Raw genomic sequence first — 13,302 nt, forward strand, 5'->3', positions numbered from 1 at the left:
AGGAGAAGACCAGTGAGCGCCACGACACCCGAACAGGACCGCTCCTGGCCCCCGTTGCTGGGGCAGGTGCTCGACGGCCGGGATCTCACCGCCGTCGACACCGCCTGGGTGATGGACCAGGTGATGCGGGGCCGCGCGACCGACGCACAGATCGCCGGCTTCCTGGTGGCCCTGCGGGCCAAGGGCGAGACCGTGGGCGAGCTCGAAGGGCTCGTACACGGGATGCTGGCCCATGCCGTACACATCGACGTGCCGGGGAGGACCGTCGACGTGGTGGGCACCGGGGGCGACGGCGCACGCACGGTCAATATCTCCACGATGTCCGCGATCGTCGCGGCGGGAGCGGGGGCACGGGTCGTCAAGCACGGCAACCGTGCGGCGAGTTCGGCCTCCGGCTCCGCCGACGTACTGGAAGCACTGGGTGTCACCCTGCGGCTGCCGCCCGAGCGGATCGCCGCCGTGGTCGACGAGGCGGGCATCACCTTCTGCTTCGCGCCGGACTTCCACCCGGCGATGCGTCACGCGGCGGGGCCGCGCAAACAGCTCGGCATCCCGACCGTCTTCAACGCACTGGGCCCGCTGACCAATCCGGCGACGCCCACCGCCCAGGCGGTCGGGGTCGCCGACGCCCGGCTGCTGCCGCTGATCGCCGGAGCACTGGCCCGGGCCGGCGGCCGGGGCCTGGTCTTCCGGGGCGACGACGGGCTCGACGAGCTCACCGTCACCACCACGTCGACCGTGCTGACCGTGGACGACGGCGACATCAGGCAGGAGCGGTTCGACCCGCGCGACGTGGGGATCGCGCTCGCACCGCTGGAGGCGCTGCGCGGGGAGGACGCCGCGTACAACGCGGCCGTCGCCCGGCGGATCCTGGACGGTGAGCGCGGCCCGGTACGGGACGCGGTGCTGCTCTCCGCGGGCGCCGCGCTCGTGGCGGGCGAACCCACCGGGGGACGTACCGTCACCGAACGCCTGGGCTGGGCGGTGGAAGCGGCGGGCCGGGCGATCGACTCCGGCGCCGCGGCCGACACCCTCGACCGGTGGGTACGGGCCACCTCGGCCCCGCACACCGACGCCCCGGTCGCCGAAGCCCCGGTCACCCGGGTCGCCACGGCGGCGTGAGCGGGCACCCGGGACGGACGCGGACCGTGGACGGCGCCATGGCGGTACTTCCCGGGAGACCGGTGGGTACGGCCATGGCGCGTCCGCGCGGTCACCTGGCAGCGGTGGGTTCGAGAGCCTGGTCCCGCTCCAGGTCCGCTCCGCCGGCCGCCGCCGGCTCCGCGTCGTCGCGGGCGGCCGCCTCGGACCCCGTCCGCCGGGAACCGCGGAACTTCTCGCGCCGGATCCAGGAGAGGGCCGGCGACGTGAGGCCTGTGGTGATCAGTGCCATCAGGACCAGCATGGTGAACAGATCGGGCCCGATCACACCGAGTTCGAGCCCCAGGTTCAGCACCACCAGCTCGGTCAGGCCCCGGCAGTTCATCAGGGCCCCGATCGCCAGGGAGTCGCGCCAGGACTGACCCGACAGCCGGGCCCCGGCCGTGCTCCCGCCCCACTTGCCGAGCATCGCGACGGCGAGCACGGCCAGCGCCCACAGCCACTGGACCGGGTCGCCGGCCAGCAGCGAGACATCGGTGCGCAGCCCGGTGGCGACGAAGAACAGCGGCAGCAGCACCGGAACCGAGAACGCGCGCAGCCGGGCCGTGCAGCGCTCGATGACCCTGGATCCCCGAGGCGTGACCAGGCCGAAGACGAAGGCGCCGAACAGCGCGTGCACGCCGATCCTGTCGGTGGCCAGTGCGGAGAGGCACAGGCCGCTGAACAGGACGACGAGGACCACACCGTCCACGGTCCGCTCGGCCCGCTTTGCCCAGCGGGCGAGCAGCGGACGCAGCGCGTAGACCATGACGGCGAGGAAGACCGCGGCGAGTGCCGCCGTCGTCAGCGCCTCGGCCGGCGAACCGCTCGTCGACACCGCGACCACCGCCGCCAGCAGGCACCAGGCGGTCACGTCGTCGACCGCAGCGCAGGCCATGGCCAGCGAGCCGATCCGGGTACCGACCAGGCCCCGGTCGGTGAGGACCCTGGCGAGGACGGGGAACGCGGTGATGCTCATCGACACGGCGATGAACAGCACGAACGGCAACCGGCCCACGCCCGGCGGCGCGAACGAGCCGAACATCGCGAGGGCCAGCAGCGAGCCCAGGGCCAGCGGCAGGGCGATGCTGGCCTGACTGACCGCGACCGCGGTCCCGCGATGGCCGCGCAATGTGCCGAGATCCAGTTCGAGGCCGATCAGGAACATGAAGGCCAGCAGGCCGATGTTGCCGAAGGCGCTGATGTACGGCAGCACCGACTCGGGGAACAGCCAGGTCTGTGCCGCGGGCGAGATCCAGCCCAGCAGCGACGGTCCCAGCATGATGCCGAGGGTGATCTCACCGATGACCGGCGGCTGCCCGAACCTGCGGAACAGCTGGGCGCCCGCCTGGCACACCAGGATGACCACCGGGATCGCGATCAGGAGATCGGGCAGGGGGTCACGTGCCGACACGGCCGGCTCCTTCCTTGGCGGTCGCCGTGGCGTCCGACCAGCGTGCGTAACGGCGCCGCCCGTACAACAGCGGCTGGGCGGACTCGTCGGCGGTGAACCGCCGTACCTGCACGAAGACCGTGGTGTGGTCCCCGACCTCGCGCGTACCGACCACCGCGCAGTCGGCGATGGCGTGCGCGGCCTCCGTCAGATGCGGGCCGCCCGCGCCCAGCGGCAGCCGCCACTCGCTCAGCGCGAACCGGTCGGGGTTGCCGGAGCTGAAGAGGTCGGAGGTGCCGTGCGCGTCCTCGTGCAGCAGGTTGAGGGCCAACTGCCCACTGGACAGCACGGATTCGGTGGTGGGGCTCGCCGTGCGCAGGCAGATCACGAGCGTCGGCGGGGAGAGCGCCACGCTCGCCAGGGAACTGCAGGTCATCCCGCGGGGCGTGCCGTCGGCGTCGAGCGTCGTCACCACGGAGACGCCGGAGGGGAAACTGCCCATCAGCGGGCGTATGTCGGCTTCCGGAACGGGCCGGTCGGTCATGGTTTCTCCTGTCGAAGACGTGTGCCGCGCGCCCGGCAGCCGGCCGGAGAGGAGTCCCGGCTGCCGGGCGGCGCGGTGCGGCACGACTACTTGCCGTGCAGTTGGCGGAGCGCCTCGTAGGTGCTCGGCAGGGAGTTGAGGAGTTCCTGCTGCTCCTTCTTGACCTTGGCGAACATGGTCTGCGCGGCGGCCACGGACTCCGGCTTGTGGTAGAGGATCGGCAGCGGTGCGTCCGGCTCCAGACCGAGGCCGGCGAAGATGCAGTAATAGCGCTCGTTGGTCCAGAAGTTACGGAATTCCGCCTCGAAGTTCCCGTAGTACGTCGTGTCGTCGGTGGCCGCGGGATTGACCGGAAGACCCGCCTTGTACGCGTCGATCTTCTCGCGGATGCTCGGGGCGAGTTTCAGTTCCTTGTTGGCCCGCCAGAAGGGCGAGTCGGTGCGCGGCGCGAAGTAGAAGTGGGTCTGGATGAAATCGCGGGTGTCGTCGAACATCACCTCTATTTCCTTGTTGAAGTTGTCGACCAGGGCCTGGTTGAACGTCTTGTCCGGGAAGTGCTTCGCCAGCTGGTAGGCGGCGGCGGTGATGAAGTAGATGCCGGTGGACTCCAGAGGCTCCAGGAAGGCGCTGGAAAGGCCGATGCCGATGACGTTCTTCACCCAGGCGCGGCGGTTGCGGCCGACCCGGAACTTCACGTGGTTGAACTGGGTGGTCTCGGGGTCCAGGCCCCACAGCTCGCAGAACTCGGCGGTGGCCTCCTCCTGCGTGGTGAAGCGGCTGGAGTAGACGTAACCGGTGCCGAAGCGGCCCAGCATCGGAATCTTCCAGGTCCATCCGGAGGACATCGCGATCGCCGAGGTGTACGGCTCCACGCCGTTGGCCTCGTCGTCGTGCGGCACGGCCGTGGCGACCGCGCGGTCGCACAGCAGCTGGTCGCTCATGTCGACGAAGGGCTCCTCCATCGCCTGGTTCATCAGCAGGCTGCGGAAGCCGGAGCAGTCCACGAACAGGTCCGCGTCGAGGACCCGGCCCTCCTTGGTGTGCAGGGCCTTGACGAAGCCCCGCTCGTCCTTCTCGACGCGCGTCATCTCGTCCTGGATGTGGTGCACACCCTGCTTCCCGGTGGCGAACCGGCGCAGGAAGTCCGCGACGAGCGCCGCGTCGAAGTGCCACGCGTACCGGGTGGGCGAGGTGCCGTCCAGGTGCCGCGGCGCCTTGTTGGCGTCCATCAGCGGCGCCTCGCGGAAGCAGGCGTAGTCGTACGGCTCGTCCGTCTTCCCCTCGAACTTGTTCTTGAACCAGTAGTGCGACATCGGAACGTTGTCGTGTTCCGGGCTGATGCCGAACGGGTGGTAGAAGTGGTCCGGACCGCCCTTGTCGAGCTCACGCGGACTGCTCTGGCCCTTGCCCGGAGTACGCCAGTTGATGAAGCGGACCGCCATCTTGTAACTGGCGTTGCACTCGCGCATCCACTCCTCCTCCTCGATTCCGAGGAAGTCGAAGAGAACACGGTGCAGATTGGGCACGGTGGCCTCGCCCACACCGATGCGCGGAATGCTCGGCGCCTCCAGGACCGTGACGTCGACCGTGTTGTGGAGGGCCTTGCCGAGATAGGCGGCAGTCATCCAGCCGGCCGTACCGCCGCCGAGGATCACGACCTTATTGATGGCGTTGTCTGTTGCGGTGGAGGTGCCCGTCATATCGAATTTCCTCTTCTGGCGGAGTTGTGGTGGCGGAACTGTGGGGATGGCCAGAATCCGCAGCTGCTCTACGGCACTTCTATAACCCGGCGGAAAAGGCCGAATGAGATCGCTGGGCGCCCGGATTTATGGAGGGCGTATAGCGCGCAGGCACAGCCTGGGACCTGTTGATTCCGCACTCGTATCTCCCAGCAGAGGATGGCCGCATCACATGGCGAGCACAGAACGGGAGCCGGAGACGGGGCTGAAAGGCATCCTTTCCACTGTGGGAGGAACCCCGCTCGTAGAGCTCGAACGGTTGATGCCGGGTTTCACCTCGCGGGTGTTCGCCAAGGTGGAGCGTTTCAACCCCGGCGGTAGTGTCAAGGACCGCTCCGCGCTGAACATGGTGGCCACGAAGATCCGGTCCGGGGAGCTCGTCCCGGGCCGTTCGACGGTCATCGAGTCCAGCTCGGGGAACCTCGCGATCGGGCTCGCGCAGATCTGCGGCTACTACGGCCTGCGGCTCGTCTGTGTGGTGGACACCCGCACCACCCGGCAGAACATCGCGATCCTGCGTGCCTACGGGGCCGAGGTCGAGATCATCACCGAGCCCGACCCGGCCACCGGGGAACTGCTGTCCGCCCGGCTGCACCGGGTCGCCGAACTCGTGGCGACCACCCCCGACGCCTACTGGCCCGACCAGTACGCCAACCCGCTCAACCGGCGGGCCCACGAGACCACGATGGAGGAGATCACCGAAGCCCTCGACGGCAAGGTCGACCAGCTCGTCGTGGCCGCGGGCACCAGCGGCACGCTCGGCGGCTGCGCCGAGTACATCCGCCGGCACCACCTCGGCACCACCGTCAACGCGGTCGACGCCCTCGGCAGCGTGCTGTTCGACTCACCCGTCGACTGCGCCCGTCTGGTGCCCGGCCACGGTGCGTCCGTCGCGCCCAAACTGCTGCGGCGGTCCGACGCGGACCGGGTGGTGCACGTCGGCGACCTGGACTGCGTGGTGGGCTGCCGCACCCTGGTGCGCCGCGAGGCGATCCTCGCCGGCGGCTCGTCGGGCGCGGTCGTCGCGGCCCTGACCCGGCTCGCCCCCGGCATACCGCCCGGCTCCAACGTGGTGATCGTGCTGCCCGACGGCGGCGACCGCTACCTCGACACCATCTACGACGACGCCTGGGTGCACCAGCACTTCGGGGACGTCGCCCACCTGTGGAACGGGCCGTCGGACGCCGGGTTCGTGGGCCAACTGGCCGATATAGCCCAGTAATAGCGCTTCACCGCAGGCTTTCCTCACCAGCGGACAGTTCCCGCGAACAGCATCCGGAGAGCAGCACCGGCGAACAGCAGCCGGAGCGCAGTTCCAGCGAACCGCACCAGAGACCCCCGAGAAAACCCGAACCGAGACCCGGAGGCACCACATGACCACCCAGATCGCCGACCTCAGCACCGAGCGCAAGGCCGAGATCAAGGAGATCGTCTGCGACATCCTCGAACTCGAACTCGATGAGGTCACCGACACCAGCCTCTTCAAGGAGGAGCACGACGCCGACTCCCTGCGCACCATCGAGATCCTCGCCTCCATGGAGCGCAACTTCGGTCTCGTCCTGGAGCAGGCCGAGCTCAGCCGCATGATCAACCTGGCGGGCGTGTACGCCGTGGTCGCGGAGGCCGAGGGAAAGTGAGCGGAGCGACGGGCGGCACGGCGCCGCGCACGGCCCCCCGGCACCGGGTGGTGATCACCGGGCTCGGCGTGGTGACCAGCATCGGCACCGGGGTGGACGCCTTCGCCGACGGCCTGCGGGCCGGGCGCAGCGGCGCCAAACCGATCGGCGCCTTCGACACCACCGGATTCGCGTACTCCAACGCCTGCGAGATCACCGATTTCGACCCCGAGGCGTGGCTGCGCGAGATGGCGGCCGACGAGCTCGGCCGGGCCGCGCAGTTCGCGGTGGCCGGCAGCCGGATGGCGGTCGCGGACGCGGGGCTCACCGAGGACGACGTACGGGCCAGGCGCACCCTGGTCTCGGTCGGCACCACCGACGGCGAGTCCCGCGACCTGGACCACCTGATCGGCCTTCAGGTCGCCGAGGGCGAGGACCGGCTCGACGCCACCGTCGCCCGCCGGGTGTGGCCCGGCCGGCTCTCCGCCGGCATCGTCCGCGAACTCGGCCTGGAGGACGTGGAGACGGTCACCGTTCCCACCGCCTGTGCGGCAGGCAACTACGCGGTCGGCTCCGGCTACGACGCGATCAGCTCCGGTGACGTCGAGATGGCGCTCTGCGGCGGGGCCGACGCCCTGTGCCGCAAGACCTTCACCGGCTTCTACCGGCTCGGCACCATCGCCCCCGACGTGTGCCGCCCCTTCGACGCCGACCGGCAGGGCATTCTGACCGGTGAGGGCGCCGGGATCCTCCTGATGGAGTCCCTGGAGTCCGCGCTGGAGCGTGGCGCCCGCATCTACGCGGAGGTCCTGGGTTACGGGCTGTCCTGCGACGCGAGCCACCCGGTCGCGCCCGACCGGGACTCCATCGCACGCTGCATCACCGCCGCCCACCGCAACGCCGGCATCGAGGCGTCCGACGTGGACTTCATCTCGGCGCACGGCACCGGCACCAAGGCCAACGACGTCACCGAGGTCGGCGCGATCCGGCAGGTCTTCGGCGACGAACTGCCGCGCACCGTGTCGATCAAGTCGATGATCGGCCACACCATGGGTGCCGCGAGCGCGCTCGCCGCCGCGGCCTGCTCCCTGGCGCTGCGGGAGGGCTTCATCCCGCCCACCATCAACCACCGCACCACCGACCCCGAGTGCGCGGTCGACTGCGTACCCAACGAGGCGGTCGAGGCCCGGCTGCGGGTCGTGCAGAACAACGGCCTCGCCTTCGGCGGGAACAACGCGGTCCTGATGCTCGGCCACTGGGACGCGAACGCGGCCGAAACCCTGCCCGCCGACGCGACAGCGGCGGCCTGAACCGGCCCGACGCGGCCTGAGAGGAGTTGGACGGAATGTCAGCCGACGCGGTCACCACCGCGCAGGACCTGGTCGTTTCGGGCTGGGCGGTGTCCTCCCCGTACGGGCTGGGCCGGGACGGATTCACGGCCGGACTGCGCGAGGGGCGGCGCGCCGTCGCCGCCCTCGACAGCGAACAGTGGCCGGTGCCCTACGACGAGGCCGGACTCATACCCGGCTTCGACATCAAGGCCGTCCTCGGCCGCAAGGGCACCCGCTCCATGGACCGGGTCACCGCCATCGCCGCCACCACCGTGGGCATGCTCCTGGAGGAGTACGGGGCCGGCCTGGCCGCCGACCCCGAGAGCACCGGTCTGGTGCTCGGCACCTCCGGCAGTGTCCAGTCGATCATGGACTTCACCCGGGACGCCCTCACCGGCAAGGCTCCCTACCTGGTCGACCCCGCCAGGTTCCCCAACACCGTGATGAACTGTCCCACCGGGCAGAGCGCCATCCGGCACACGCTCAAGGGACCCAACGTCACCGTCTCCGGCGGCGCCACCACCGGGCTGCTCGCACTCAACTACGCCTCCCGGCTGCTGCGCGGCGGCCACGCCACCGCACTCCTCGCGGGCGCCGCCGAGGAGTTCTCCGTACAGCGCGCCCGGCTGGAGCACGTCGCCGACCACGGTGGCAGCGTCGCCGAACCGCTCGGCGAGGGCGCGGCGCTCTTCCTCCTGGAGAGCGGGGCGGCGGCCCGCGACAGCGGACGCACCGCCCTGGCCACTGTGCTCGGCTGCCGTTTCCGGGCCTTCAGGAACACGGGCCGTGCCTCCGCCGTGCTGAAGAGCTGCGTCGACGAGGTCCTGGCCGCCGCCGGGGCGACCCCCGACGACATCGCGATCGTCGCCCCCGGCAACCCGCCCGGCGTCTTCGGCAAGGAGGAGACGGCGGCCCTGGACGGCCTCGCCGCGCCGCGCCTCGCCGTCCGACCCCTCATCGGCGACGCCACCGCGGCCGGTGCCGCCTTCCAGCTCGCCGCCGTACTCGCCGAGTCGGCCGCCCGCCCGGAACTGGTGGACCGGCTCGCCCTGGTCACCGCCGTCGACCGGGACGGCACCGTCGGCGCGGCCCTGCTCCGCCTCGGCTGAGCCGCCAAGCCCTCCGCAAGCCCCCACCATCCCGCGCAGCACTCGCAGAAAGGGCACGCACCATGTCCGACACTCCCAGGCAGGTGGCGCTCGTCACCGGTGGATCGCGCGGTATCGGGCGGTCCGTCGTGGAGGTCCTGGCCCGCGACGGATACGACGTGGCCCTGTGCTACCAGTCCCGGGCGGAAGCGGCCGAACTCGCCGCGAAGGCGGCCCGGGAGCACGGCGCCCGCACGCTGGCCGGCCGCGTCGACGTCACCGATCGGGACGCGGTGCGCGCCTTCGTCGCCGAGACCGAAGACACCCTCGGCCCGGTCGACACCCTCGTCACCGCCGCCGGAATCGTCCGGGACAGCAACCTGGCCACGCTCACCGACGACGACTGGGACGCCGTGGTGCGCACCAACCTCGACGGCACGTACAACTTCGCCAGGGCGCTCGTCTTCCCGATGATGAAGCGCCGCCGGGGCACCGTGATCACCCTCTCCTCGGTCGCTTCCCAGGGGCAGGCCGGCCAGACCAACTACTCGGCCTCCAAGGCCGGGATCATCGGTTTCACCAAGGCCCTCGCCAAGGAGGGCGGCCGGGCCGGGCTGCGCGCCAACACAGTCGCCCCCGGCTTCATCCGTACCGACATGACCGGCGGACTCTCCGAGAAGTACGCCAAGGACATGACCAGGAGCATCCCGCTCGGCCGGTTCGGAGAGCCCGAGGAGGTCGCCGAGCTGGTGGCGTTCCTCGCCTCCGACCGTGCCGCGTACATCACCGGACAGGTCTTCTCCATCGACGGCGGCCTGGTCGTCTGACACCCCGGTCCTCCCGTGATCCCAAGGAGTTCGCCATGACCGCCCGCACCACCAAGCCGCCGCGGTTCTACTTCAACCTGCGCAGCCCCTACAACTTCTTCGCCCTCGCCGACCTGGAGCGTGACCACCCGGAGCTGCTGGACCGCGTCGAATGGCGCCCGTTCTGGGAGCCGGACCCGACCAGCGAGAAGCTCCTCGCCGAAGCCTCGCCCGGCGCCGAGTTCCCGTTCCACCCGATGTCCCGGGCCAAGCAGTTCTACATCCTGCGCGACGTGCGCAGGCTCGCCGCCGACCGCGGCCTGGCACTGACCTGGCCGGTGGACCGCAAGCCCTGGTGGGAGCCGGCCCACCTGACCTGGTTCCTCGCCGAGCGCGAGGGACTCGGCCGCACCTGGGTGGAGCGCGCCGGGCGGGCCCGCTGGCTGGAGGGGCGCGACATCTGTGACCCGGACGTGGTGCGCGAACTGGCCGAGGAGATCGGCCTGGACGGTGCGGAGGTCGCCCAGGCCCCCCACCACCCGCTCGTGCGCGAACAGGGCGTACGGGCACTGCTCGACGTGCACCGCGACGGCGTCTTCGGCGTGCCGTACTTCATCAACGGCAGCGAGCCGTACTGGGGCCTGGACCGCGTCACCGACTTCGCCGCGTCCTTCGCCCCCGCCACCGCGGCCGGTGCCGCGCCCACCGCCGCCGGGCCGCCCGCGGTACCCGCCGCCGGCCGGACCACCGACATGAGCCACGCGGGAGGCTGCGGATGACCACCGCGACCGGCACCGACGAGCGCGCCACGGCCGGGGGAACCCTGCCGCTGACCGCCATCCAGGAAGCGATGTGGACCGCGTACCGCGTCGCACCGGAGAGCGCCTCCTACAACATCGTGATGCCGCTGCTGCTGCGCGGACCCGTCGACCCGGCCGCAATGGAGGCGGCGGTCACCGCCGTCGGCGACCGGCAGGAGCTGCTGCGCTCCGTCTTCACCGAGCAGGACGGCACACCGGTCCGCACCGCCGCCGAACGGGCCCTGGTCCGCTTGGAGTTCAGGGACCTCGACGGCATCGACGAGGAGGGCCTGCGACGGGCCGCGGAGGAGGCGGGCGCCCGCCCCTTCCGCCTGGAGTCCGGTGCCTTCCGGGTCGTGCTGCTGCGCCGCTGTGACGATGAGTGGGCACTGGTGACCGCCGCCCACCACATCGTCAGCGACTTCACCTCGCGCTGGCTGCTCGTCCGCGACCTGCTCGACGCCTACGCGGGCATCTCCACCGGCACCGAACCGGCCTGGCGGCCCATCCCCGGCTCGTACGCCGACCACGCCGCCGAGGAACTGCGCCACACCGCCTCCGAGTCGGGGCGGCGCGGCGCGGACCGGTGGCGCGAGTCGGTCGCCGGGGCGCCCGCCGCGGAGCTCCCGCTGGACCGGCCGCGACCCGTCGTGCGCTCGCTCCGGGGCGGCACCGTGGTCCGCGTGCTCGCCCCGGCCACCGCCCAGGGGCTCGACGCCGCGGCCGACGACGCGGGCGTCACCCCGTTCGCGTATCTGCTCGGCGTCTTCCAGGCACTCACCCACCGCTGGACCGGCCAGGAGGAATTCGTTCTCGGGGTGCCCGCGACCAGCCGGATGGGCAAGGCGCAGCGGGACGTGATCGGCTGCTTCCTCAACACCATGCCGGTACGGGCCGAGTTCGACGCCACCAGCACCTTCCGGGGCACTGCCGCGCTGGCCGGCGAGCGGGTGATGCGGGGCATGGTCAATGTCCGCTACCCGTGTGCCCTGGCCTTCCCGCAGGCCACCGTCTTCCGTACCGCGCTGTTCCTGGTCCAGATGGACCGGATGGACCCGCCGGTGCCCAACGTCCCGCCGGGGCAGGTCATCGGCCCGTCCGTGGCGTACAAGGGGCTGGACATCGCCCTCATCGACGTCCCGCAGCAGGAGGGCCAACTGGATCTGCTGCTGCGCATCGAGCAGACCCCCGACGGTGTCACCGCCGTCTTCTCGTACGACACCGACCTGCTCGACCGTGCCACGGTCGAGCGCTTCGCGGACGGCTACGAGCGGATGCTCGCCGCGGCCGTCGCCGACCCGGGCACCCGGATCGCCGACGTGGAACTGGCCGGACAGGACGAGACGGCCGCGCTGCTCGCCCTCGGCACCACCTCCTTCGACGACGTCGCCGGTTTCGACGACTTCGAATCCTTCGAGAACGCCTGGGAACACCGATGAGCATGCGCATCGCGATCGTGGGTGCGGGACTCGGCGGTCTGACCGCCGCCGCCGCACTGCACCACCGGGGCCTGGACGTCCAGGTCTACGAGCGGGGGGAGGAGCTGCGAGAGCAGGGCGTCGGCATGCACCTCGGCCCCAACGGCACCCGGCTGCTCCAGCGTCTCGGCCTCGGACCGGAGTTGCAGCGGTGCGCGGTGCGCCCCGAGGCCCTGGAGGTACGGGCCTTCCACAACGGTGCCACCGTGGCCCGCCAGGAGATGGGCGAGGCGTGGCAGGAGCGGTTCCGCGCCCCGTACTACACCGTGCACCGCGGTGACCTGCACCGGATGCTGTCCTCGCGGGTCCCCGCCGAGCGGGTGCACACCGGCAAGGAGCTCGTCCGGTACGAGGAGACCGTGTACGGGGTAGTCCTGCACTTCGCGGACGGCACCGACGCCCACGCCGACGTGCTGATCGGCGCGGACGGCGTGCACTCGGCGGTCCGCCTCGCGGTCGCGGGCGCCGACGCCCCGGTCTACTCCGGCAACAGCGCCCTGCGCGGTGTGGTCGACGCCGCCGACCTGCCGGACCTGGACCCCGCGCTGATGTACATGTACGCGGGCCCCACCGCGCGCGTCCTGCTCTACCCGGTCGCCGGGGGCCGGCAGTTCACCTACGTCGTGGTGACCCCGGCCGCCGAGGGCGCCGCCGAGTCGTGGACCAGCGCGGGCGACCGCACCGACCTGGACGCCGTCCTGACCGGCTGGGACCCGGCCGTGCGCGCGCTCGCCGACGCGGCGGGCGAGGTGCGCCGCTGGGCGCTGTACGACCGCGAGCCGCTGGAGCGGTGGAGCACCTCCCGCACCACCCTGCTCGGCGACGCGGCCCACCCGATGCTCCCGCACCACGGACAGGGCGCCAACCAGGCCGTGGAGGACGCCGTGGCGCTCGCCGTCTGCCTCGAAGGGGCGGCGCCCGGCGCGGACGGCATCGCCGCCGCACTGCGCCGCTACGAGGAGGCGCGCCGGCCGCACACCACCCGCGTGCAGCTCGGCTCCCGGACCGGGCAGCAGCCGAAGGACGCCGCCGCGAACCGTCGTATCGACGCCGAGAGCGTCGACTGGGTCCTGGACCACGACGTCGAGGCGGCCCTCGGCGGGGCGCGGGACCGTCTTCCCCAGGCGGTGTGACGCACCGTCCGGACGCCTTCCACCGAACCAGGGACCCCTGGCGCTCTCCCCGCGCCAGGGGTCCCTTGCGTCTAGGCCCCGTTCTCCCGGAGCGGCCGCGAAGCATCGCCGGCCCCGGCGAAGACGCGGCGCCCGGCCGGCCGTCCTTCGGGCGGACGGCGCCACTTTCGAAACACGCTCCGGCGCGGCGGCGAAGAAAGCCGAACAGCGGCCTGGCCCCTCTGCCCGCCGGGC

General features: G+C 71.5%; 12 protein-coding genes. 9 read left to right on the forward strand and 3 right to left on the reverse strand.

All coding sequences use genetic code 11. From position 1 onward, the window contains the following. Nucleotides 1–12 precede the first annotated feature (12 nt). Entirely contained in the window at nucleotides 13–1,122 is a 1,110-nt protein-coding gene (gene trpD, locus ACIRJP_RS19840) for an anthranilate phosphoribosyltransferase (RefSeq protein WP_404175547.1), read from the forward strand. 91 nt (nucleotides 1,123–1,213) lie between these two features. On the opposite strand, the gene ACIRJP_RS19845 is transcribed toward trpD, so the two are convergent. The 3 genes from ACIRJP_RS19845 to ACIRJP_RS19855 form a co-directional block, all read right to left on the reverse strand. Next, entirely contained in the window at nucleotides 1,214–2,554 is a 1,341-nt protein-coding gene (locus ACIRJP_RS19845; RefSeq protein ID WP_404175549.1) for a cation:proton antiporter, read from the reverse strand. Beyond that, a complete protein-coding gene (locus tag ACIRJP_RS19850) occupies nucleotides 2,541–3,077 on the reverse strand; it encodes a flavin reductase family protein (RefSeq protein WP_404175552.1) in 537 nt (178 codons plus the stop codon). The genes ACIRJP_RS19845 and ACIRJP_RS19850 overlap by 14 nt, the downstream gene beginning before the upstream one ends. An 86-nt stretch (nucleotides 3,078–3,163) precedes the next feature. After that, a complete protein-coding gene (locus tag ACIRJP_RS19855) occupies nucleotides 3,164–4,777 on the reverse strand; it encodes a tryptophan halogenase family protein (RefSeq protein WP_404175555.1) in 1,614 nt (537 codons plus the stop codon). Nucleotides 4,778–4,988: 211 nt separating this feature from the next. Here ACIRJP_RS19855 and sbnA point away from each other — a divergent pair, with 211 nt between their 5' ends. The 8 genes from sbnA (at nucleotide 4,989) to ACIRJP_RS19895 (ending at nucleotide 13,068) form a co-directional block, all read left to right on the forward strand. Then, entirely contained in the window at nucleotides 4,989–6,038 is a 1,050-nt protein-coding gene (gene sbnA / locus ACIRJP_RS19860) for a 2,3-diaminopropionate biosynthesis protein SbnA (RefSeq protein ID WP_404175558.1), read from the forward strand. Between the two features lie 151 nt (nucleotides 6,039–6,189). After that, on the forward strand, nucleotides 6,190–6,453 hold the full coding sequence (locus ACIRJP_RS19865; RefSeq protein WP_388591021.1) for an acyl carrier protein: 264 nt from the start codon (nucleotides 6,190–6,192) through the stop codon (nucleotides 6,451–6,453). Then, on the forward strand, nucleotides 6,450–7,742 hold the full coding sequence (locus tag ACIRJP_RS19870; protein WP_404175561.1) for a beta-ketoacyl-[acyl-carrier-protein] synthase family protein: 1,293 nt from the start codon (nucleotides 6,450–6,452) through the stop codon (nucleotides 7,740–7,742). The genes ACIRJP_RS19865 and ACIRJP_RS19870 overlap by 4 nt, the downstream gene beginning before the upstream one ends. Before the next feature lie 35 nt (nucleotides 7,743–7,777). Next, a complete protein-coding gene (locus ACIRJP_RS19875) occupies nucleotides 7,778–8,872 on the forward strand; it encodes a beta-ketoacyl synthase N-terminal-like domain-containing protein (RefSeq protein WP_404175564.1) in 1,095 nt (364 codons plus the stop codon). Nucleotides 8,873–8,934: 62 nt separating this feature from the next. After that, nucleotides 8,935–9,678: a 3-oxoacyl-ACP reductase FabG gene (gene fabG / locus ACIRJP_RS19880; RefSeq protein WP_404175567.1), complete on the forward strand. Its 744-nt coding sequence runs from the start codon at nucleotides 8,935–8,937 to the stop codon at nucleotides 9,676–9,678. 35 nt (nucleotides 9,679–9,713) lie between these two features. Further along, complete coding sequence (locus tag ACIRJP_RS19885) at nucleotides 9,714–10,436, forward strand: 2-hydroxychromene-2-carboxylate isomerase (RefSeq protein ID WP_404175570.1); 723 nt, start codon at nucleotides 9,714–9,716, stop codon at nucleotides 10,434–10,436. Further along, the gene (locus ACIRJP_RS19890) at nucleotides 10,433–11,896 is read left to right on the forward strand and encodes a condensation domain-containing protein (protein WP_404175573.1); all 1,464 of its coding nucleotides are present in this window, start codon (nucleotides 10,433–10,435) and stop codon (nucleotides 11,894–11,896) included. The genes ACIRJP_RS19885 and ACIRJP_RS19890 overlap by 4 nt, the downstream gene beginning before the upstream one ends. Beyond that, nucleotides 11,893–13,068 (forward strand): FAD-dependent monooxygenase, encoded by a 1,176-nt coding sequence (locus tag ACIRJP_RS19895; protein ID WP_404175576.1) that lies wholly within the window; start codon nucleotides 11,893–11,895, stop codon nucleotides 13,066–13,068. Before ACIRJP_RS19890 ends, ACIRJP_RS19895 begins: the two co-directional genes overlap by 4 nt. The last annotated feature ends 234 nt before the right edge of the window (nucleotides 13,069–13,302 follow it).

Origin of the sequence: Streptomyces sp. NPDC102437 (assembly GCF_044765565.1) — a bacterium.
Classification (GTDB): Bacteria; Actinomycetota; Actinomycetes; order Streptomycetales; family Streptomycetaceae; genus Streptomyces.

Excerpts from the sequence above, each read along its gene's own strand:
- ACIRJP_RS19850 (WP_404175552.1), bottom strand. The coding sequence starts at position 3,077 with ATGACCGACCGGCCCGTTCCGGAAGCCGACATACGCCCGCTGATGGGC.
- ACIRJP_RS19855 (WP_404175555.1), bottom strand. The coding sequence starts at position 4,777 with ATGACGGGCACCTCCACCGCAACAGACAACGCCATCAATAAGGTCGTG.
- sbnA (WP_404175558.1), top strand. The coding sequence starts at position 4,989 with ATGGCGAGCACAGAACGGGAGCCGGAGACGGGGCTGAAAGGCATCCTT.
- ACIRJP_RS19865 (WP_388591021.1), top strand. The coding sequence starts at position 6,190 with ATGACCACCCAGATCGCCGACCTCAGCACCGAGCGCAAGGCCGAGATC.
- ACIRJP_RS19875 (WP_404175564.1), top strand. The coding sequence starts at position 7,778 with ATGTCAGCCGACGCGGTCACCACCGCGCAGGACCTGGTCGTTTCGGGC.
- fabG (WP_404175567.1), top strand. The coding sequence starts at position 8,935 with ATGTCCGACACTCCCAGGCAGGTGGCGCTCGTCACCGGTGGATCGCGC.
- ACIRJP_RS19885 (WP_404175570.1), top strand. The coding sequence starts at position 9,714 with ATGACCGCCCGCACCACCAAGCCGCCGCGGTTCTACTTCAACCTGCGC.
- ACIRJP_RS19890 (WP_404175573.1), top strand. The coding sequence starts at position 10,433 with ATGACCACCGCGACCGGCACCGACGAGCGCGCCACGGCCGGGGGAACC.
- ACIRJP_RS19895 (WP_404175576.1), top strand. The coding sequence starts at position 11,893 with ATGAGCATGCGCATCGCGATCGTGGGTGCGGGACTCGGCGGTCTGACC.